At 57.3% G+C, this 22,001-nt stretch carries 14 protein-coding genes; 10 read left to right on the forward strand and 4 right to left on the reverse strand.

From position 1 onward, the window contains the following. The 10 genes from THIMADRAFT_RS23410 to THIMADRAFT_RS23445 all read left to right on the forward strand — a co-directional run. A partial coding sequence (locus THIMADRAFT_RS23410) for an ISAzo13-like element transposase-related protein (protein WP_007195621.1) occupies positions 1-201 on the forward strand: 201 nt, incomplete at its 5' end. Between the two features lie 45 nt (positions 202-246). Beyond that, the gene (locus THIMADRAFT_RS23415) at positions 247-1,077 is read left to right on the forward strand and encodes a glycosyltransferase (RefSeq protein WP_007195622.1); all 831 of its coding nucleotides are present in this window, start codon (positions 247-249) and stop codon (positions 1,075-1,077) included. 192 nt (positions 1,078-1,269) lie between these two features. Then, the gene (gene tviB / locus THIMADRAFT_RS23420) at positions 1,270-2,553 is read left to right on the forward strand and encodes a Vi polysaccharide biosynthesis UDP-N-acetylglucosamine C-6 dehydrogenase TviB (RefSeq protein WP_007195623.1); all 1,284 of its coding nucleotides are present in this window, start codon (positions 1,270-1,272) and stop codon (positions 2,551-2,553) included. A gap of 46 nt (positions 2,554-2,599) precedes the next feature. Further along, a complete protein-coding gene (locus THIMADRAFT_RS23425) occupies positions 2,600-6,610 on the forward strand; it encodes a glycosyltransferase (RefSeq protein WP_007195624.1) in 4,011 nt (1,336 codons plus the stop codon). A 26-nt stretch (positions 6,611-6,636) separates the two neighbouring features. Next, positions 6,637-7,668: an ATP-grasp fold amidoligase family protein gene (locus THIMADRAFT_RS26160; protein ID WP_139052984.1), complete on the forward strand. Its 1,032-nt coding sequence runs from the start codon at positions 6,637-6,639 to the stop codon at positions 7,666-7,668. Then, positions 7,665-9,851: a hypothetical protein gene (locus THIMADRAFT_RS23430; RefSeq protein WP_007195626.1), complete on the forward strand. Its 2,187-nt coding sequence runs from the start codon at positions 7,665-7,667 to the stop codon at positions 9,849-9,851. Before THIMADRAFT_RS26160 ends, THIMADRAFT_RS23430 begins: the two co-directional genes overlap by 4 nt. A 12-nt stretch (positions 9,852-9,863) precedes the next feature. After that, positions 9,864-11,342 carry a pyridoxal phosphate-dependent decarboxylase family protein gene (locus tag THIMADRAFT_RS23435; protein ID WP_007195627.1) on the forward strand — a complete coding sequence of 493 codons (1,479 nt, stop codon included), beginning with the start codon at positions 9,864-9,866 and terminating at the stop codon, positions 11,340-11,342. Between the two features lie 123 nt (positions 11,343-11,465). Then, complete coding sequence (locus THIMADRAFT_RS23440) at positions 11,466-13,760, forward strand: acyltransferase family protein (protein ID WP_007195628.1); 2,295 nt, start codon at positions 11,466-11,468, stop codon at positions 13,758-13,760. 109 nt (positions 13,761-13,869) lie between these two features. Next, positions 13,870-15,174 (forward strand): BNR-4 repeat-containing protein, encoded by a 1,305-nt coding sequence (locus THIMADRAFT_RS26165; RefSeq protein ID WP_007195629.1) that lies wholly within the window; start codon positions 13,870-13,872, stop codon positions 15,172-15,174. 114 nt (positions 15,175-15,288) lie between these two features. Further along, positions 15,289-16,368 carry a glycosyltransferase gene (locus THIMADRAFT_RS23445; protein ID WP_007195630.1) on the forward strand — a complete coding sequence of 360 codons (1,080 nt, stop codon included), beginning with the start codon at positions 15,289-15,291 and terminating at the stop codon, positions 16,366-16,368. Here the strand turns inward: THIMADRAFT_RS23445 and THIMADRAFT_RS23450 are convergent. From THIMADRAFT_RS23450 to THIMADRAFT_RS23465, 4 genes are all read right to left on the reverse strand, one after another. Next, on the reverse strand, positions 16,331-18,091 hold the full coding sequence (locus THIMADRAFT_RS23450) for a hypothetical protein (RefSeq protein WP_139052985.1): 1,761 nt from the start codon (positions 18,089-18,091) through the stop codon (positions 16,331-16,333). The genes THIMADRAFT_RS23445 and THIMADRAFT_RS23450 overlap by 38 nt on opposite strands. Positions 18,092-18,106: 15 nt before the next feature. Next, complete coding sequence (locus tag THIMADRAFT_RS23455) at positions 18,107-19,321, reverse strand: glycosyltransferase family protein (protein WP_040734027.1); 1,215 nt, start codon at positions 19,319-19,321, stop codon at positions 18,107-18,109. 61 nt (positions 19,322-19,382) lie between these two features. After that, complete coding sequence (locus THIMADRAFT_RS23460; protein ID WP_007195633.1) at positions 19,383-20,891, reverse strand: hypothetical protein; 1,509 nt, start codon at positions 20,889-20,891, stop codon at positions 19,383-19,385. A 1-nt stretch (position 20,892) separates the two neighbouring features. Continuing rightward, positions 20,893-21,711, reverse strand: a complete 819-nt coding sequence (locus THIMADRAFT_RS23465; RefSeq protein WP_007195634.1) for a hypothetical protein — start codon at positions 21,709-21,711, stop codon at positions 20,893-20,895. Positions 21,712-22,001 lie beyond the last annotated feature (290 nt).

Genomic DNA, 22,001 nt, shown 5'->3' on the forward strand with positions numbered 1-22,001 from the left:
CCGCAGACGGCTCTGCGCACCGTCGAGCAGACGCGCACACAAACGGGGTTGAGCGTGACCGCGCGGATCCTCGACGCGACCTACGAGATCGGCCGTGCGTGTTCCGACACCTTCCGCGACGTCAAGGATCGGTTCATTCGCCACGATTGCGTGAACGGACAATGGAACTACCTCGTCGATCCAAATGGGTTCGCTTGTTAAAATGTTTAACTAGTTTTTGAACCGTTACTAGCTGATTATGACTGGGTGGTTTATAGTGGAAGCGTCGCGCCGCTTGCAGCACTGCATAGTAATGTGACTCGTAGTTTTTATTACTGCCATGCGCTTCCGCGTTTCATCTACGATTTGCGTGATTACTACATGCGGGCTTTGCCGCACTGGCAGCGTCCGTTACTGAGCGCATTAATTCAGTATATTCAGCCTCGGTATGAAAAGGCCATTTCACGCATTCACGCTTTGATTGCGAATTCTGAGAATGTACGCAGCCGTATCCTGCGCTATCTGGGGCGCGATTCCGTTGTCATTCACCCGCCGTGCGATACAAAGGGGTTCACTTGGCTTGAGTCGGGCGATTATTTCCTCTCTACCGCGCGACTGGAGCCCTATAAACGTGTCGACCTTGTTGTAAGCGCCTTCCTTCAGATGCCCGAATGCAAACTCGTTGTCGCTTCTGGAGGTAGTGATGAATCCCGGCTTTTCCGCATGGCTGAGAATGCACCAAATATCCGTTTCGTCGGCTGGCAAAGTGCCGGCGCGTTACGTGAGCTTATCGGCCGGTCACGTGCAACGATCTATATTCCTCTTGACGAGGATTTCGGAATGTCGCCGGTTGAGTCGATGGCCGCAGGAAAGCCGGTCATCGGTGTCGCGGAGGGCGGGTTACTCGAGACGGTCTTGCCTGAAGAAACAGGTTTTCTGCTTGGCCCTAAAGATCTTGAACAGCAGTTGATGGATACCGTGCGAAACACGACGCCCGAGCATTTTCAAAATATGCGTTCCGAATGCGAGGAGCGAGCCAAGCAGTTCTCGAGTGAGCGTTTTGTTTCGGCGATTCGGAAAACTGTCGATCTGGTCTAAGCCTTATTCTTGCCGGCGTTCTTCGTAATCCAGGCCGTAGGGTGGACGAGCGAGAGCGAAGTTCGCCGAACCCCGCGCCGCCGCTGATGGACTGCGCTGCGCGTGTCCACCCTACGGCTACGATCGGCGGCCTGACCGGGTTTATGAGCAAGCCATTTTTCGGTACACCTTTTTTGAGTGGAGAATGAGTCAGTGTCGTCTCTTCCTGAGCAGGAAATCAAACTGGCCGTCATCGGCCTCGGCTACGTTGGATTACCATTGGCGGTAGAATTTGCCAAGGTGCTTCCAGTAACAGGGTATGACATCGACGCTCACCGCATCGAGGAGCTGCGAGCCGGTAAGGATGCGACGCTCGAAGTACCCCCCGAGGAACTGTGCGGGGCCGATCGTCTCGCGTTCACGGCGGATCTGTCGGACATCGCATGCTGCAACGTCTTTATCGTTACCGTGCCAACCCCGATCGACGCCCACCGGCGGCCCGATCTGGGGCCACTGTTGCGTGCCTCGGAGTCCGTCGGTCGAGTGCTCAAGCAGGGCGACATCGTCATCTACGAATCGACAGTCTATCCCGGCGCGACCGAGGAGGAATGCGTTCCGGTGCTCGAGCGCGTCTCGGGTCTGGGCTTCAATCGGGATTTCCATGTCGGCTACAGCCCCGAGCGCATCAACCCCGGCGACAAGGAGCATCGCGTGGCCACCATCAAAAAGGTGACCTCCGGCTCCACCCACGAGGCTGCGGAATTCGTCGATGCGCTCTACGCGCGTATCATCGCTGCCGGCACACACAAGGCCGAGAGTATCAAGGTGGCTGAAGCGGCCAAGATCATCGAAAACACCCAGCGGGATCTGAACATCGCCCTGATCAACGAGCTGGCCATCATCTTCAACCGCATGGGCATCGACACGCAGGCAGTGCTGGAGGCGGCCGGGACGAAGTGGAACTTCCTGCCGTTCCGCCCCGGGCTCGTGGGTGGACACTGTATCGGAGTGGATCCGTACTACCTCACCCACAAGGCCGAAGCGATTGGTTACCACCCCGAGATCATCCTCGCCGGACGGCGCCTGAACGACGCAATGGGCGCCTATGTCGTGTCCCAGCTCGTCAAGGCCATGGTGCGCCGGCGCATCCATGTCGATGGCGCGCGCGTACTCGTCATGGGCCTCGCCTTCAAGGAGAACTGCCCGGACCTGCGCAACACCCGCGTTGTCGACATCGTGCGCGAGCTGCGGGATTACAACGTTGTAGTGGATGTCTGCGACCCCTGGGTCAATCCGGGGCAGGCCGAGGCCGAATACAGCCTGGTACTGTGCGAGAAGCCCACTGCCGGTGCCTACGACGCCATCATCATCGCGGTCGCACATGACGACTTCAGGCGTCTCGGCGCCGATCGCATACGCGACTTCGGCAAACCGGGGCATATCCTCTACGACCTTAAATATGCCCTGCCTCGGGACGAAGCGGATCTCCGTCTCTAAAACCGACACAGCATCCACCACACCCATAAGCCGCGGTTTCGAGACCATGCAGAACGACCGAACGAAGGACGACCTTGCAGCCCTGCGCAAATCGCTCAAGCGCGAACACGATGCACTCCGTCGAGACATCCAACTGGATGCCATCTACCTGCCCCTGCTGCAGCAACACGTCTTCAAGGATCCGGAGCCGCTTGCGGCGATGACGACGGGCTGGACCGTCTCCCCCGAATTCGCTTGGTGGCTATTCCAGTACGTACGTGCGGAGCAGCCCAATCTGGTCATCGAGCTGGGATCCGGCGTCTCCACCGTCGTCATTGCCTCGGCCCTCGAGAAGAACAGTCGCGGTCGTCTGTTGGCCTTCGAGCATGAGCAGACCTACCTGGCTAAGACAGCAGCGCTACTCCAGGCACAGGGCTTGGCCGACCGTGTCGATCTGGTCTACGCGCCCTTGCGTACCTACCGTTTCGGCGATGAGGCGTTCCGCTGGTATGACATCCCCTGGCCCATTCTCGACACAGCCAGCGCCCAATGCGGCGCAGAACTCCTGCTGGTCGATGGTCCGCCGAAGGCAACCGGAGACATGGCGCGCTATCCGGCTCATCCCCTGCTCAAGCGCTACTTCGCCCCCTCGACGTGCATTCTGCTCGATGACGCAGGGCGGGAGGAGGAACAGCGGATTGCGGCTCGGTGGCGGGAAGAAGATCCGGGTCTCGGGCGCATGGAGTCGCTGTCGGAATTTCGCCATCGGCCGTTGCGGCTTGATTGGACGCGGCATGATGGGCTAGAGCAGCTCGAATCGGTTTCGAATCAGGACGCACTGACGGCCGCCGTTGAAAGCGTGATCACGAGAGCGGTTGCCAGCCGAGGTGACGCCGATTTTGATCTCGCGACGGCGATTCCCGAGATCGCGCGCGCGCTTCATGTCCAAGTCGAAACCAGACTGTCCACGATCAGACGTGAGCTGACCGATGCGCGCGACGAGGCAATGGAGCTTCAAAAGAAGTTGAGCGAGTCCCAGGTTAGTGCGATCCGTCGCGCTGAGGAAGATGACGCGAAACGCGCCGCTTACGAAAAGGTTGCTCATGGTTTACGAAAGGGCCTGTCGGAGGCCCGCGAACTGGTCGTCAGGCAAGCCCTGGAGAGCGAAACGCTGCGCGGTCAGCTTGAGGAGCTGAAATTGGGTGTGATTGAGGCGCAGGGGATGGCGGAGGCGAGCCGTGGCGAGGCAACAGACTTACGCGCGGCGCTGGCTGACATGAACTCCAGCATTGATGAGCGAGATCATCAGATCGAGACACTGCGTGATCGACTGCGGCGCGCCTACGACGAGATCAATGTGCTGCGCAGCAGCCTCTCATTGCGGTTTGGAACGGTGATAGGACGTAACCTTGTCTCTCCGGCCGGATGGATTCGAATGCCTGTTGAACTCGTCCGCGCTTATCGAAATCTACCTGAGCCGAAGAAGCCCCCACTTCCGAGCCTAGCTCGGAAACGCCCAAAACGAGAGGGGCAGGCCAACAAGGGAGCGGCTCAAAGTCAGTCGTCTGCTGTAAGTACCAAGGAGTCGGTTGGCCGGGCAAGGCTTTATGGTGATTATCTGTCGATTGCTGACCGCAAGCCCCCTTTTGCTCTTGATGCCACGATTCTGCGGAACGATTCACTCAATGGTCGGGAGCTTGTCATCTGGCGGGCGAGTCACGGCCGCCTGGACGAACGTGGCTTGACGGCCCTGCTCGAGCATGCGCGCGCGCCTCAGTATGCCGAGACCGCTTCCCTTGAGATTCGCACGCGACTTGATCCTGAGTGGGCTGTTCGGTTCGCACGCATCCTGATTGTGCAGCAGGCTCAACTCGGCGAGCTTGTGAATGGACTGGATCTGGTCAGCCACTTCTTGGGCATAGCAGAAGCTGAGCCGATCCTTCGGCGCTTCGGTTTGGTTTTTTTCGATGCTGCCGTAGCAGCAGGACGACGGGATTTGGCTCAAGCCCTAATTACTGGAGGGATGCTACGTGGTGAGGCACGCAAACGGGCAACACTCGATCTCTCGAACCCTTGGGAAGGCGATGGAGATCAACAAGAATGGCTCATGGGTTTCAATCGCCATTTCATTGAACACGGCCTGGAGCCGCTAGCGCTGATCGATGACGACACGCTGTCCCCTTTCGACCGGGTTATCTGCGATACACCTGCCGGTTCGGTAGAGGGACCACTGGTTTCGATTATCGTGACGGCATTCAACCCAGACCAAGGACTGTTGACTTCGATTCGATCGCTCCTGGCTCAAACCTATCGAAACATCGAAATCCTGCTCGTTGACGACGCGTCGGACGACCCTGATTCGATCCATTGGATCGATGAGAGTGTACAACTCGATAGCCGAATTCGCCTGCTGCGCCAGCCTGAGAACTGCGGAACCTATGTCGCTCGAAACGCTGGCCTGATGATCGCGCAGGGGGAATTTGTCACCGGTCAGGATGCCGACGATTGGAGTCATCCGCATCGTATCGAAAAACAAGTCAGCGCATTACGCACTGATCCAAAAGCGATAGCTAACCAAAGTAGTGCCTTATTCGTTTCGTCATCCCTCCGATTTGCGTCCTTTGGGCGCAAGGCAATTGATGTCAACGCATCTTCATTGATGTTTCGTCGCGAGGTTGTACTGGAACGTCTTGGCAGATATGACACTGTTCGGAAAGCGGCGGATAATGAACTAGTCCATCGCTGTACAGCAGCTTTTGGTCAGCCGATTTCGAGGTTAGAGTTTCCACTTGCCTTGATTCGCAGAAACGACAAATCCCTCTCGCGGGGGGATTTCAAGCCAGGGTGGCGTGCATCTAGCCGCAGCATGTATCGTCGTGCCTACTTATATTGGCATAACCTAATTCGTCTTGGCGAGACATCGCCTCGATTGGATGGAGACTTAAGCTCACGACCTTTTCCTGCTCCAAGATCTTATCTCCCGCGTAAATTCGAAAACCACTCTGTGTACGATGTAATATTTGTGGGTGATTGGGTGAGTCGTGGTGGGCCGCAAAATTCTATGCTGCAAGAAATTAAAGTTCTGCAAGAAAAAGGAATGAAGATGGCAATCTGCAATATGGAGCCGTTTCGTTTCATGCGCAGTTCTCATTCAGAGTACTATTACCCCCCGATCGCGGAATTTCTATATGCCGGGAAAGTCGAGGAGGTGCTCCCGTGCGATACTCTTAGAGCCCGCTTGGTTTTGCTTCGTTATCCTCCGATCTTGCAGTTCACCCAACGTCAGCCGTTTGCTTGGAAAATTGATCGTGCCTTCGTCGTTGCGAACCAAGCTCCCTCCGAGGAAGACGGTGCTGACTTGCGCTATTTAGTCGCGGACTGCGTGCGAAATGCCCGTCAGTTGTTTGGCGTAGATCCACTCTGGATGCCTCAAGGTCCGCTTGTGCGACGTGCCATTGAGCCATTGTTGCCGTCGAATCTGCTTGTTCAGAGAGATAATCCAGGAATCATAGATCCCGCCGAGTGGTCCGGCACTCGCCGAAAGCGAACCGGAACTCAGTTGCGGATTGGTCGATACTCGCGCGATACGGACATGAAGTTTCCGGATTCGTCAGAAACGATGTTGAAGATTTATCCGTCTGAAGGAGACTTCGTTGTCGATATGATGGGTGGGATAAAGACCGTGCCGAAGATTTTCGGCGGGGACAGCCATGTTCCGAGTGGCTGGTTGTTGCGGCCTTATGGTTCGGTGTCGCCGCGTGATTTTCTAGATAGTATTGATGTGTTCGTCTATTTCGATCATACGACAACGGTCGAGGCTTTCGGGCGCTCTATTCTCGAAGCCATGGCTGGCGGTTGCGCTGTTGTCTTGCCCGAGAAATTCCAAGAAGTTTTTGGTGCAGGTCCGGTGTATTGCGCACCCGAGGAGGTACGCGAAGTGCTTGAGCGTATGCGTACCGACCGTGCGTTTTTTGACTCGGTACGGGAGCAAACTCTCTCTGCTGCTAAAGAGCGTTTTGGCTACGATTCTTTTTCTCAGTGGATCTCTGTCGAGTTGAATCATCTAGCTGATAAATAGATTTTTTGTTTGATGGAGAGATAACTTTGAATAAAAATCGTCATATTGAGCAGGTTGTTTTAGCATTTTGGTCTTCAAAAGATTTTGTCGTCAAAGAGTTGCGTAAAATCCGATTAACTAATAATTCCGCAGAGAAATTCGATGCCCTACGGAATTTGTATGCCTGCCTTTCTCCTAGAGATGTTCCCGAAAGCTTAATGCAGGAATATCGAATGCATGATGGAGGGTATTCCCTGGCGTCATCTGTTAATCATCTAATTAGGCAAAAGAATGCTTTATTGAATATTGGTGTTAAAAATCTTGCTCGCGGAAAAAATCCTAAAGATAAGGATAGAAGTTTTGCAAAATTCTTTAATGTGCCGGTACCGGAAAATTATGGTGATACGTTTTGCCTTGAAAACGTTCCGATAATACCAGAGACTATAGTTAAGCCATACTCTGGCTGTGCGGCAAATGGTGTTTTTTATATTAATTGCAATTGTGAGATATTTTCAGTTAGCTCTGGAAAATATTACTCTTCCCTTTGTGATGGCGTGAGCTTAGAAGTGGCCGGGAAGAATAAGAAAATTTCTTTTGATCGATGGGTTGTTGAGCGGGCTATTCTGAGTGACGACGGTCGAATCGCACGCAATTTAAAGGTTTTTACTTTCTATGGCAAGGTAGGTCTTTTCCTCGAGACTGCTTTCCCATTTAGTGCTGGGGGGGCGGTAAGAAAATCCGCTTATGATGAATTAGGTAATGTCGTTAAATTGCGCTTCAAGGGTGCTGGACTGTCCAGTTTAGGTATCCCGGATCAGCTTCGCGATTACAGTAATCGAATTTCACTCGCCTCTCCTGTCCCTTTCCTTAGAATCGATTTTCTGCGGGGTAGTAATGGACTGTATCTTGGAGAGATTACGCCGCACCCCGGCTCGATTTATAAAGATGGCGTGATGACCCCGGATCTGGATGTCATTTTGGGCAAGATGTTCATTGACGCCGAGGCTCGTCTGTTCAAGGATCTGCTGCAAGGAAAGTCCTTCGATACTTATCGCGAAATATACGAGGCAACCTGGTGACATCTCTCAACGATGGCGTCACCCCGTTTGGCGCATTTGACCGATTGGATGAGTGTCGTGTTTTCGATAGAACGCTCGCGTATTTTCGCCATCTCGTGCGCGAGGCTGGCTTCGCGCCTAATGCCGTCGATACCGATCAGGAAATGGGGCTTCTCACCGAGATTTCCCATCCAACTCTGGGTAGGGCCTTGCGAGAAGATCCAGCCATGGCGGCCCTGTTGCCTATCGCCCCCTGTCGTTTTGCGCCTGGATTCCTCGACGCTCAACCATTCCGGGTCGTCGATGACGATTTGGTGATGCTGTCCGACAAATTGCTGACCGATGCCGCAGCCCTAGCTGCCGCCGCGCGCTGGGGTATCGAATGCCTGCGTTATCGGACGCACGGGGCGGTCGGCTCTTCCGGATGGATAGGACTAGCGCGGCATGGCCGAGCGTTGTTTGCGCACTTGCCGGATGCTTCCGCGCGTCATTTCTGCGCATGTCTGCCCGCTGACGTGGCCTGTGCCTTGCTTTCGATACGGAGTCATGACGAAACGCCGTGCGAAATTGCGGAATGGTTGAAGACTTGCCTCTTTTCCGAAGGTCTCGGCGAGGCTGACGAGACGGCGCCGACGATCATGCCTGAGTTCACAGTAACCGTCGAAGACCTTCTGATCTCGGGCGGAGACAGCCGATTGGCGTTGGATGCCGACAGCGGGCAGAATCGCTATGGTGTCCCTCCCTGCCCAAGGCCGTTCGCGATCCATTTCTCGTCCTCGACCGCCTCGCCCATCAGCGAGCACGGCTTTGTGCTGTGTGAGTTGTTTCGGCGTTTTCTGCAATTCCAGCCCGGTCATGGACATTTTCTCTACTACGCCATGCTCCGGATCATGGCGCGCGAAATAATCGATCTCCTGGGCCTTTCCGAGCGCGAGGTTGACGTTGCTATTTCACCCTCCGGCACCGATACCGAGCTCCTTGCGGTGTTGCTGGCTCGCGCGGCGGCCTCGGGAGAGCGGCTGGTCAACATCGTCATGGCACCGGACGAGGTAGGTCGCGGGACGGTGTTGGCGGCGGCGGGACACTACTTCGACGATGTGGCATCGAACGGGGATAGTGTCGAGAAGGGCGACCCGGTGTGGCGAGATGGGCAAATCGTTACTGTCGAGGTGCCGATTCGCTCCTCGGACGGTAAGTTACTGCCCATCGACCAAGTTGATCGCTTGTTCATCAATGCCTGTGAGTGTGCCATCCGTGATGGCAGCCAGGTCATCGCACATGCGGTGCTGTGCTCCAAGACTGGTGTTGACGCTCCCAGTCCTGAAACCCTGGATGCAGTGCTTGGCAGGTGGCCAGGGCGGTTGGATATCGTTGTCGATGCTTGTCAAATGCGGGCGGATTTTCAACAACTTGGCGCGCTGTGCAGAAAAGGGTATGTACTACAGGTTTCTGGATCTAAATTCCTGACTGGTCCTCCGTTTTCCGGTGCCTTGGTAGTACCGGACCGATTCCGCGACCGGGATACCGAATTGGAACGGCGGCTGCGCCTCACGCCCACTCTTGGCGGCCCTGGCAATTGGCTCAAGCGCTGGCCCTCTGACGAGCTATGCGAAACGGCGTCTTTCAGTTACGGGCCGGTGTTCCGCTGGCTCCCGGCTCTGCTGGAAGCGCGTCTGTTCGAGTTGCTTCCCGTATCCCTGAGGAACTGGGCCTACGAGCAATTTCGCTTGAGATTGCTGGATTCCATCGGCGCCAACGAGGCGGCACGCCTCATCGATAGTGAGCGAGCGGAAGAGGCCGCAGGTGCACATGCACTTGCTAATTACATCTTCTCATTCGAACTGCTGGCGAGGGAGGCGGATGGATCGCGTCGCGCACTTGGCACGAAGGATTGCCAGACCCTGTTCGACTTGCTCAACAAGGATTGCTCCAGTTTTGTCGAGGCGTCTTCAGTACGCGATATGGGGCTTGCGCGTCAACCTGTGCATATCGGGCAGCCGGTGATTTTGGGCCACGGCGACTCTTCGATCGCGGTTCTTCGCTTCGTGCTTGGGGCCCGATTTTTTAACGCCGTGGGCCATGCCAAGCCTTTGGTCCGGCGCGCGGCACTCGAGTCAGAAATCACCGATGCGCAACGAGCATTCGCGAAGATCGAGCTACTGGCTGGGCAATGGTGGAAAATTCGTGAGCGGATGTCCGACTGAGGGTCCAGAACAATGCAAAAGCAGAATATAAAGCAATCGGCCTTGGACCCGGATGACTGGGATGAGTATCGTGTGCAGGCACACCGGTTGCTGGACGTTTGCGTCGATCATCTGCAAAACGCCCGTGAGCGCCCATGGCGCCCAGTGCCGGATGGTATTAAACAGCGATTGGGGCTCGACGATGCCTCAAGTCCAAGCGCCTTGTCCGAGGTCGCGGATGAATTGCTAGCCGACATCCTGCCCTTTGGAACCGGGAACACACATCCCCGCTTCTTCGGCTGGGTGCACGGAACGGGACTGTCGATTGGGGTTCTGGCGGATCTTGTTGCTTCCACGATGAACAGCAATTGTGGCGGGCGGGATCACGTCGCTGTATACGTCGAGCGTGCGGTTATCGACTGGTGCAAACGGACGTTCGGCTTTCCGGACGAGGCCAATGGCGTGCTGGTGACAGGGACATCGCAGGCGACGGTGATCGCGCTGGCAGTAGCTCGAACGCGCGCCCTTGGTGCCGGCTCGAGGCGGGAAGGGTTACGAAACGGTCCTGCCCTGGCGGCCTATGCGCGTGAAGGTGTTCATATCGCGATCATCAAGGCGCTCGAATTGTTGGGGATCGGCGCGGATGCCTTGCGCAGGATTCCCTTGGATGATGCAGGTGCAATGGACATGGCTTGTTTGCACGAAGCCGTAGAGTGTGATCGTGAGGCCGGTCGTGTTCCGTTCTGTTTGATCGGGACGGCAGGATCCGTTGATCGCGGTGAGTTCGACGACCTTCAAGCGCTGGCTGGATTCGCCCGAGAGCGGGAGCTGTGGTTTCACATCGATGGAGCGTTTGGCGCTTGGGTCGTCCTTGCTGACGCGCCCTGGAACCGCCTTGCGGCTGGCATTGGACAGGCCGATTCGGTTGCCTTTGATTTCCATAAGTGGATGTATGTCCAATACGATTGCGGAGCGGTTCTGATACGCGATGAAGCTCTCCACCGACAGACATTTGCCGGGCGGCCCGCCTATTTGGCCGATCAGGTTTGGGGGTTGGGGGGAGGCGAACCTTGGTTCTTCGACTATGGCATTGACTTGTCGCGGGGCTTTCGTGCGCTGCGAGTCTGGGCCGCGCTGCGTTTGCACGGCAGTGCCGCTTTCGGCGCGACTATCTCTCGTAACTGCGCACTCGCGTTGCGCATGGCGGAGTGTGTGTCGACCGCACCAGAGTTGGAGTTGGCCGCTCCGGTTCGACTCAATGTGTGCTGTTTTCGCGCCGCACCGCAGGGTTTGGCGGCCGATGCTCAGGATCAGTTGAACGTCCGCATCGCTCAAGAGCTGCAGATCGCTGGAAGCGCCGTGTTTTCAACCACCATGGTCGATGGCCGCATTGTGCTGAGGGCTGCTATCACGAATCACCGAACCGACCAGCAGGATGTCGATGAGTCCGTGGCTGCCGCCGCTCAGCTCGCCCAGCGGCTAATCGCGTTGTTCTTGGGAGAAGGGGAATGAAGCAAATGCGGGCTTGCGTTCATTACCAAAAGAACTTTGGATAACGAGTCGCCGAGGACGCGGGATACTGTGTGTCCCGCGACTTACGAGGCGTTTGCCGCCGAGCTTCGGGTGTCTTAGTCGATGATTGCAGAAATCCAAGGCTTGCGAGCCATTGCGGTATTGTTGGTCCTGGTGTTTCACATCTGGCCGGAAAGTATCCCGGGCGGCTATGTGGGCGTGGATGTCTTTTTCGTCATTTCGGGGTACCTCATTACCGGCGCGCTGCTGCGTGAGCTTCAGCGCGACGGGCGCCTCAGTCTTGCCGCCTTCTACGCGCGTCGCGCCCGGCGCTTACTTCCGGCTGCCGCCTTGGTTCTGATGGCAACGCTCGCCGGCTCGCTGCTGGTCCTCCCAGCATCCCGTTGGGAACCGATTGCACATCAGGTTGTTGCCTCGAGCGTCTATCTGCAGAACTGGTGGTTAGCCATATCCGCCGTTGATTACTGGGGGGCGGACAACGCCGCGAGTCCGCTACAGCATTTCTGGTCACTATCAATCGAGGAACAGTTCTATCTCTTTTGGCCAGTTATGATGTTGCTGGCGGCTGGCTCAGCCTTTTCGGCGGTGTCCTTGCGAGTGCGCCTTGCTTTAGCAATGGCAGCGGTCTTCCTGGCGTCGCTCGCCGCTTCGATCTGGCTCACGCCAACGAGCCCTGAGCAAGCCTATTTCTTTACGCACACGCGAGCATGGGAACTCGCGCTCGGTGGTTTGCTCGCATTGCTTTTGCCTGGAGTGAATGGGTTGCGCCAATGGGCCGCAGCCTATGGATTTGTTGGCCTGATTATGATTTCGGCGGCGGCCTTTCTGCTGAATAGCGGTAGCGTGTTTCCGGGCTACATTGCGCTACTGCCCGCCGTCGGTGCTGCTCTGGTCATCTTTGCCGGTCGGCAGATACCCGGTCCGGCTGGCGTTCTGCGGAATGGATTCATGCAGTGGGTCGGTGATCGATCCTATTCGATCTATCTTTGGCATTGGCCACTGGTCGTTTGGTATGACTTTGTGTTCGGAGAGATGAGTTTGGTCGGTGGCGCGGGGTTGGTTGCCACAACCCTATTGTTGGCACATCTGTCTTATGAGCATGTGGAGCAGCGTTTCAGACGGGGCACTTTGCGCGTTCAGCGCACCCTGGCGCTGGGGGCCGCATCGATTGGCTTTTGCATACTCGGTGCTGGAAGCGTGAGTGCGATGTTGATCGATGTAGAGATTCCGAAATCGTCTCTGGCGGCATCGAGTTATCCAGGGCCAGATATTCTGGTCAAGGGTATCGAAGCACCTACGGGTGTGCCACCGGTTCCATCTCTGAGTGCGCTGGCGAGTGACCGTCCGCCAATGCTCAAACTTGGGTGTCATCAGAATCAAACCGCACCAGAACCCTTGCGCTGCGTTTTTGGCGATCCAGAATCAAAGCATGTGGTAGCTCTGGTTGGCGATTCTCATGCCGCCCAATGGGCACCTGCGCTCATACGGATTGCCGAAACTCAGGGTTGGCGACTGCTAACCTATACCAAGTCAGCCTGTCCGTTTGGTAATTTTGCTGTAAACATTAATGGGCGACCCTACGAAAGTTGTGCTGACTGGCTAGCGCGCGTACTCGATGAATTGCCCAAGCAGGGAGTCAGTAAGGTCTATACCAGTCTGTCACGTTATCTGGGTTACGGGGAGCAGGTTGTCGTGCAAGGTTTGCTCGACGTTTGGAGCACACTCGAACGGCATGGAATTCGAATCGTCGCGATTGCTGATACGCCTTGGCTGCCATTCCGGCCCGATGATTGTCTGGCGTCCAAACCCGCGTCGGAATGCCATGTCGATCGAGCTAAAGCCTTGCCGGAGATCGATCCATTGAAACTTGCGGCATCTCGGATGCCTTCGGTCCAGTTGGTCGATATGACAGATTACATTTGTAACTCTTGGATTTGCTCGGTCGTTGTCGGCAATATTGTTGCCTGGCGTGATCCTAACCATCTGAGCGCGACCTATTCGTCGGCTTTATCACCTTATCTCGCGGAGGCGCTTGGACTACAGACGGCTGAAGTCTGGGTGCCTAAAATCGAAACTGTGGCGGTGAGAGAAATTCCACTGATGCTCAAATGTGAAGGGCCTCGTGGCGGCGTTGAAAGAAGAATGTTTGCCCGCGAGGCCGATGGAGGCTTTCTCATCGTGAGAGGTGATTATGTGACCAAGGAGCGCAACTACGACGTATGGAACGTTTCCGTGCAAAACGGTACCGCCGTTGTCGCAGGCGAGTATCGCGAAGGTGGTGGGGGGATCAAGACGGTGGAAATGGAGGGACGCTGGAACCCTGAGCAAATCGCCCTGAGTGGCCGGCGAGGGGCGCGTGCTTGTCAGCTTTTGGGCAAGACTTCCATCGATTTTTGACATGTGTCTTGATACTGTAAAGTCGAGCGCCGAAATCGGAACCTCATCTTGATGCCGTCAATCATTGCCGGATCCATCCGCTTTTTGGTTATGTTTACAAGGTTGTAAGATGCAAAGATTAGTTGTTCAGGGGGGAGTTTGGACGTGGTTTAACGATCAAAGGGCGATTTATCTTCCGGACGGATCCCTACTTATCGGCTATGTCAGAAGCGATGGCGCAACGGCTGTTACTTGTTTTGACTTCCTGTCTGCCAGCAGCAGCGAGGTGGTGCTCAGTACGGTTGAGTCCAGAGAGCGTGACGATCACAACAATCCAGCTCTGTTGTTGATGCACGATGGTCGAATCTTAGCCGTCTATTCACGTCATGGCACAAACATGCAGTTTCATTCCCGCTTATCGAAATCGTCGCTGCCCGTTTTGTTGTCTGATTGGGAGGATGAGCGACTAACCGAAGTGTCGGCACGCACCACCTACGCGAATCTCTTTCAGCTTGCTAATGGGTCTATTCTCAACTTCCATCGCTGTATCAATTGGAATCCTTCGGTCAGTATCTCTTGCGATGGAGGGGAGCATTGGGTCGAACCTGTGCATGTGATAAGCGCAGGACAAGGGCGTACCCGTCCTTACATACGATTGTCTTCCAGGGCGGATGGCAGGATCGACATGGTCTATACCGACCATCACCCGAATAATTTTCCGACCTCGATCTATCATCTTTATTTCAAGGATAACGCCTTTTTTCGCTCTGACGGAGCCTTGGTAAAGGTCTTTGAGGAATTGCCGCTTTTTCACGAAGCTGGTGAGCAGGGGACGCGAATTTATACTTACTTGGAAGAGATATGGCCGGATGGCTGTTCCATCGACGACTATATTCCACATGGGCGCGCCTGGATATGGGATGTCGCAAGCGATGAGAACGGCTTGCCCTATTGTGTTTTTTCCGTGTGTCGAACGGATCTCGGCGGCGATGGGTGGATCTATGATCGGATTTGGTATTACTGGGCCAGATGGTCTGGTGTTGCATGGAACTGCAAATGCATCGCTAGGGCAGGGCGTCCTCTGTATGACAGGGAACGTGATTATGCTGGAGGGGTGGCATTGGATCCAGAAAATCCGTTTTGTGTGGTGCTGAGTTCGAACGCTCATGAGCCGTTTGGATGTGAGCGCGCAGCCGGAACCAAAGAACTGCACTGCTATCGTTTGCGAGACGATGAATCCTATTCGCTATACGAATTGAGTCTGTCGGAGGATGGTGCAGTGCAGTCTGTTCGCACGGTGGTAGCAGGGACTGGCGCTATTCGTCCTTATGTGGCCAGAGGCGCCGAGGGGCGAAGATCGCTGCTCTGGCTTGAGGGGGATTACACGAGCTATAGGGATTTTCAGACTCGAATCATGGCCGAGTTCGTTGGTTGATCAGAGTCATGGCGTTGCGACATGAATGAATTCTTGGCGGGTCTTCTGCGTGGAGCCTGGGCGCGGTTTCCATCGGCTCGTGCGTTGACCTTTCGAAGCCGGCCAGGGCGGGTCATGTTCCTGGCGATCAACGGGGCAGGTTTGGGGCATCTGACGCGCTGCCTTGCGATCGCGGATCGCTTGCGGATGCGCGCTCCAGAGTCCGAGATCGTCTTTCTGACCACCAGTATCGCGGTGCCCCAGGTTCATCAACTAGGATACCAATGCCATCACATCCCATCGTATGAGCTTGTGGCGCCCGCTGTCGGTCCTGCGGCTTGGAACATGCATTTCTTTCGCATGACCGAGGAGGTTATGCAGCTGCATCGCCCCGAGGTCCTCGTGTTCGATGGCGGGGAGCCCTATCTCGGGCTGCGTCGGGTGATCAACCTCTATCGACGGCGGCTGCGCTTCGTTTGGGTGCGCCGGGGGGCTTTCAAGCGAGACTTCAAGGTGGCTAAGTTGCGTGCTGCGGAATCGCTGTTCGACAGGGTGATCGTACCGTCCGAGTGGGGGGAAGCGCTCGATGCGAATGCGATCGGCCCATCCGATCGCGTCAGTCGGGTAGCGCCGGTTCTGTTGCTTGATCGCGACGCGGCGTTGACCCGCGGCGAGGCTCTTGAGTCACTTGCGCTCGATGTGGGGCGGCCGGTGTGCTACGTGCAGTTGGGTGCCGGCAACATCAACCAAATCGGCACACTGGAATCCGCTGTGGTGGGATGGCTTCGGGATGCGGGTTTTCGTGTTGTTGTCGGGCGTTCGCCTATTGCTTTGCGGCGCTTGTGGCCATCATCTGCGGAGCGTGTCATCACCGACTTTCCGAACGCGCGCTATTTCAATGCCTTCGATCTGGCTGTCCTCGCCGGCGGGTACAATTCGGTGAACGAGGCCATCGCCTTCGGCCTGCCGGCGATTTTCATTCCTAACGCCGCGACCGCGGCGGATGACCAGGCTCGGCGATGTTTCCGGGCGTGCGCGTTCGGTGCGTTCGAAGTGCTCGAGGATGTGTCGCGCGAAGCCTTTTTGGCCGCCGTAGGGCGTTTGTGCCCTGCGGCTTTCGAAGGTCGAATCGATCAAACTGTCTCGTGCGTGAACGGGGCGATTCAGGCGGCCGAAATCATTCACTCGTTGATGCGCACTCCAGCGGGGCGCTAAGGCGTTCCCACATCCCCCTGATTTCGCGAGCGATACCGAGCCCTTCACGCAGCATGCCCCTTCGCGAGGCGCTTTCAAGACAGAGTAGGCGAGATGCAAGGATGCGTCTTGCCGTGTCGCCGTACATCAGGTCCTCGGGGATAGCGGTCATCGGCTCGAGCCGCAGCGGTTTGCCCTCCGTTGTGTCGAGCGTCCGAGCTGTGTGTACGTCGATCTTCCAGCGATGCCATGCCCAGGCAATCAGGTTTCCCTCGTCATCGATGCGGCAGAACGGCCGCGTCAGGTCGCTGTTGTCGAGAACCATGGGAAGCGAGGCAAGGTCTCGGGAGATCACTGGCAGTGTGGTGCGCAGGAAGTCGAGGACTTCCCGATCGGCCGCATTCTCTACGGCTAAACCGAGGCGCTCGATCAAGGCCGCTTCCAGGCGCTGCGACAATGTTCGGTGTGTTCGCAGGTAAGAGTCCCGCAGGTCCGTGCTCAGCGGGGTCTGTTCGCAGGCGCGCAGCAGCTTGCGCAGGCGGCGGTTGAATACCGGTCCGGTCGGTTGTTCGGCGGGTAGTCCCTTGAAGACGTGGACGATGGAGTCGCCGACCATGGATCGACCGAGATAGCGGGGGGCGATCGACGGAGGCGTAGGGCTCTCGAACAGCTTGGCCTCGTGCTCCGCTAGGTGTTGCTGCGTGCTGGAAAAGCAGCGAAGAAAAAAGTCGTAGGTTTTCGTTTCCCCGGGCCGCATGCGGATATCGAAGGCTGCGATGCCAAGGCTGGCGGTGTCGTTCCATAGGCTTTGGGCAATTTCAGTCCTCTTCGCGCCGGTGACGCTGGCCAAGACGTCCGGAATCCATAAGCTCCGCCGCTCCAGGCTCATTCCCTGCAGAAAGCTTTCCTGTTGGCGATTGGCCGGCGGGGCGTAGCGCATGTTTGTGTGGAACAGTGGATTAATGCGGTATCTATCGTCCGAGAGGGCGATGAAGTCCTGCACCGCGAGTCTGAGCCTATTTGTCATCTGGCGCAGGAGCAGAAAGGTCAAGATGGCGATAATGACATTGCGACTGTCGCTGGATAGAAATTGCGCGAACAGCAGTACGAACCCGATCAGGAAGTTCAGATTGGCCAGGATCGTGAAGAAGCGCGAGCGATCTTCACGGAACGTTTTCACAATCATTGCTGTGAAAGCAGAATCGCGACGCAGGAAACGGTCTGCCAGCACGTATTCGAAGATGACGACGACGAGGACCGCAGAGAATACTAGCGGGGCGACTAGAAATCCGAGTCCGGTTGCGAGCGCGAACAGGATCACGGATGCGACGATGCGGCAGAAGCGCAGGTAGTGGGTGCGGATGAGGGTCTGTTCGTTCGGGAATAACCAGAGTTTTTTGTTTTGCGCGAGTATACGAGCCGCGCCACGGCGCAACTGGTCGGCGATGATCCTTTCGCACAGCATGTACACTCCGTATGCAAGCAGGGCGCCGATGACCAGCACGACAATGAAGGCGTCCTTGGTTTCATGGGTGACGAAGCCGGAGAGGTATCTAGGCACTCCGTTGCTTGCGAGCAGGAGAATGGCCTTGAGTGGCAGGAACATCGCCGTGACGAGAGAGACCTGTCCGACGATGAAGATCGTAACCGTCGCAATCAGCTGTGTCGCGGTGAGCCTGTGGATGGTTTTGGCGAGCGGAAGCAGCCAGAGCAATCGCGTGCGCGTTTCTTCGAAGAGTTTCATGGTCACCATTGTGCCTCAACCGTCCAGGCGCGGGCCGAGCCAGTCGAATAGCGGCCGAAGGCGTTGGGGCCAGTCGTAGCGGTCGAATGCGTCGATACTCGGAGGGGCGGGACGCCCGGCGACGACGAAGCGGTCGATTGCATCGATGAACTGTTGCTCGCTGTCGCATATCGCGAGAGGAACGGGCAGATCATTCGGATAGAGGCACCCGCGTGTTCCGACGATCGGAAGACCGGATGCCGCATATTCGAACACCTTGAGCGAGCTGACTTGGCGGATCAGGTTGGTGGCATTTGTCTGGGAGAACGGGACGATGCCGACCCTGGCATGTTGGAGGTATCCAGCCAACCGGTCGTGTGGAATGGGACCCGGCAGTAACGCGCCTGCGCCTTGTAGTCGCCGCGCGAACTCTCCTTCGAACGGTCCGATAAAGGTCCAAAGGTAATGTGATCGTGCGCTGACGGCGCGAAGGATCGCACCATGATCGAGCCTCGCATCTGCAGCGCCGACAAAGACGATGACGGGTCGACCGTCGCTGGCATACTCCGTTGGTGAGGGGCGCTGGGTTCGGAAGCGGTCAAGGAGGAGGCCGTTTTCAACCAGAAGAGTGTGGGGGACTCCCTTTTCGGCCAATTCTTGGGCAGAGTTGCAATTTGTGACGATCGTCAAATCGCTTCGGCGCGCGAAATCCGCCTCCCGCTGGGAGAAATCGGAAAGTGCGCCGGGGAATCCTGCAGCGTTGTCAGCCCGGCGAAATGCGCTGATCCGCGGATCGGCCGCCTTCAGCAGCCCTTCGTGCAGGAAATGGTCCGCGCAGGCAAAGTCGGGCTGAAGCAATCCGGCACCGCGAAGTGCTCTCCTAATGCCCGGTCTGGCAGACAGCCATGCGAGCGCGACGTATGAGCGGCGCGCAAAAATCGGGGATACACCCCAGGGGAGCGGTGCGAAAGGTACGAAGTGCCAGACCGCTGAATCGGGATCCCGCGAGCCGCCCATGCGCGATGACGCGCAGCGCTCGCTCGCGTCGCCGCCGGCGCCGAGCAGGTGGGGTACCCCGATCGGGGCTGAGAGGAAGCCGACGCGCCAGCCTGCCTTGGAGAAACTGCGGGAGATATGATGCATCCCGACCTGGAGGGAGGAGAACCAGTGCTGGGTGCAGATGAACAGCGCGGTCCTGTCGGTCTTGCCAGGAGGGAAAGGTTTGGCCTCGCGAGAAAGGAATCGGTGCAATGGTTTCGGCCTGCAGACGGCTAATCGTTTAGCCCCATTTTTTTCCAAGCGGGCCAGTCGATCATCTTGAATCCATCGGCTGCAAGGCTTCTGATGGTTGCCTTAGCGACCGATTGGTTGCAAACGTTTCTTTTTCAATCAACGGTATGGTTCTATCCCGCCTGACGAGTATGAGCAGCCAGACCGTCATGATCCAAAACACGAAGCCCGGGACAAAATGGAGTAAGACCCGATTGGTACTTGTTGCCTGGATCGCCCAGATGCCGGCTTCAGTCCAGAAGAAGAGGATGTATAATGCCAAGAGTCCGGCCGCTACCCATGCCAGGCCTGCACGGAAGGAGGCATCGGTTTCCCGACGAATCGCGTGAGCCGCTCCCCAGCCGATGGCCGGTAGCACTAGGTAACACAGCAGGTGCCAGTTATCGTAAATGAATAGATGTCGTATGACCGGCTCCCAAGCCTCGATGTGGACTAAGTCGAATCGCCCGAGATGCGGAAGCTCGATATAGTCGGGTCTCAACGCGAATTGGCCAATCCAGGGTAATTCGAACGCACCGCCGCCTGACATCAAAAGGGCGACGCCGATGCTTGCGGCGACGGCCAACAGGCCAAGCAGCCATAAGCCGCGCAGCTTGGCGGCTAGCCAGGCGGCGATGAAGAGTGTCGCCCAGGCCAGGCCCTCGACCTTCATCAGCGTGCACGCCAGCAGCAGCAGGATAACCAACACTCCCTCGCGGAGTTCTTGGTCGCGCATCCAAAGAAGAAAGGACATGAAGGCAAAACCGAGGGCTGTCGCCAACCAAAGATCCGCGTAGCCGGCGAGCGCGATATGCGTGTTCAGCAGCGGGAGCGACATCAGCAGCCAGACAAAGACCATGGCCGTCAGCGGTGTCGCACCCCAGCGGCGTGCTTGCCCGAAGAAGCCGAGTCCGAGCGCCAGGAAACAACCCGCCCAGGGCAGGTTGGCAAGGGTTTCGTTCCACGTGCCGAATGCCAGTACAGGCCAGGCCGCAATCAGGGAGACCGTGGGTGGATAGTGCCATGCCTCGATGGTGTAGGCCCGACCGGTGGTGTCGATCAGCCAAGCCCCGGGCGAGATGAAAGGCGCCAACTCGGACAGGTCCGCCCAAACACGCGCACGCAGCGTCCAGGTCGTCCAGGCGTCCCACGGAAACAGCGGCTGCCACCAAACCTCGAGTGCGAGGCCCATGAAGCGCAGGCTTAGCCACAGCAGAATCGCACCCGTCAAAACCGATTGCCAGATGGGGAAGGCAGGGGATTCGGGTCGACGATCGATGGCGGCAACGTTGCGTGGCTGCCGGGAGATACGGTGGATAGCAAGCGCGGTCAAAAGAACCAAAATGACCATGATCGGGACCGGGGCGAGCGGCAACCCGAACAAGTCGAAGAGCCGGAGCAACAGCGTGACTCCGACCCACCCGAGCAGGTAGCCGTAACCCAGGATGACGGGCCATCTTCCGGGGGGCGGCTCAGGCCACAGGCTCCGCAGCCAAGCGGCGCCCGCGATCCAGGGCAAGACGAGTGCAATGGCGGCGGTCCAGGAGCTCACCTCAAGACCCCTCCTTGATTCGGTAGAGTGTCCCGAAGCGAGGGATCGAATGGATCGGCTCTGCCGGGATCTCGCTGCCGGACCCGACGAGTCGCCCTTTCGCTCGGTCGAACCGAACGGATCTGAGTGGCAACAGTACGAGAACGTAATCGCCCGGAACGACCTGAGTCGGGGTGGAAAGCTCGGATAATCCAACGTGCACCCGATGAGGCATCAGGTGATAACGAGTGCGGTACGACAAGGCCCCGTGCGGATCCGCGCTCAGGAGCAAAAGCCGCGTGGGGTCCGAGGGAAGTCGTTCGCGGATCTCCTGCACCAGTTCGACGAGTCTGGCGTCCGGGGCCGCGCGCACGCGCTCATCGAAAGACAATCCGGCGTACCGATCCCGCGTCATGCTCAGGCGCTCCCACAGCTCCCATTGCCAACGCACGTCCAAGATCAGCCATCCCGAGAGGATGAGAAGTCCAATGATGCTCGGCGGGAGTCGGGGCCTTCGGCGCGTCGGAATCGCGGCAAAGAGCACAAGGCTGAGCCCGACCCAAACCGCAACCAACACGACCGGGCTGGCTCGCGTGTTTTGGGGTGCTCCGGGATGGAAATTGACTGACCTTCCGGTCCAGGGCTCGAAATGGCTCCAGGCGTGCGCAAGGACGGCGCGGGTCCCGGCCGAGGGCGTTACCGCGGCCTCGGGAGCCGGATCCCGGTCGAAGCGCTCATCGATCCAGAGCGCGAACGAGAGCAGCAGTGCAGCCGCGAGACCGGACAAAACAAGCCCGAGAGCGCGCGAGCCGAGCGACGTCAATCGATCCGAGATGGTCAAGCCTACCCCTCTGTCACGGTTTATCGAGCCGGTGATCCGGCCGGCGGCGATCGATCGTCGAACGAGGTAACGCGTCGGCCGAACAGCGTTTGGCTGAATCCAGGATCATGTCGAGGAACCATGCGTAAGTGGACGCCCTGCGGAGCCTGTGTTCATCGCCCTCGCAATTCTCGCACAGGGTCGAAGTCGCTGCGAGCCGCGGTTCCGCCAACGGGAACCACCGATGCTTGAGGGCATTGCCGGCGCTTGCGGGCATCCGCCCCCACGGTGATTTGCCTTTTCGATCAGTT

It is taken from the genome of Thiocapsa marina 5811 (assembly GCF_000223985.1).
GTDB lineage: Bacteria > Pseudomonadota > Gammaproteobacteria > Chromatiales > Chromatiaceae > Thiocapsa > Thiocapsa marina.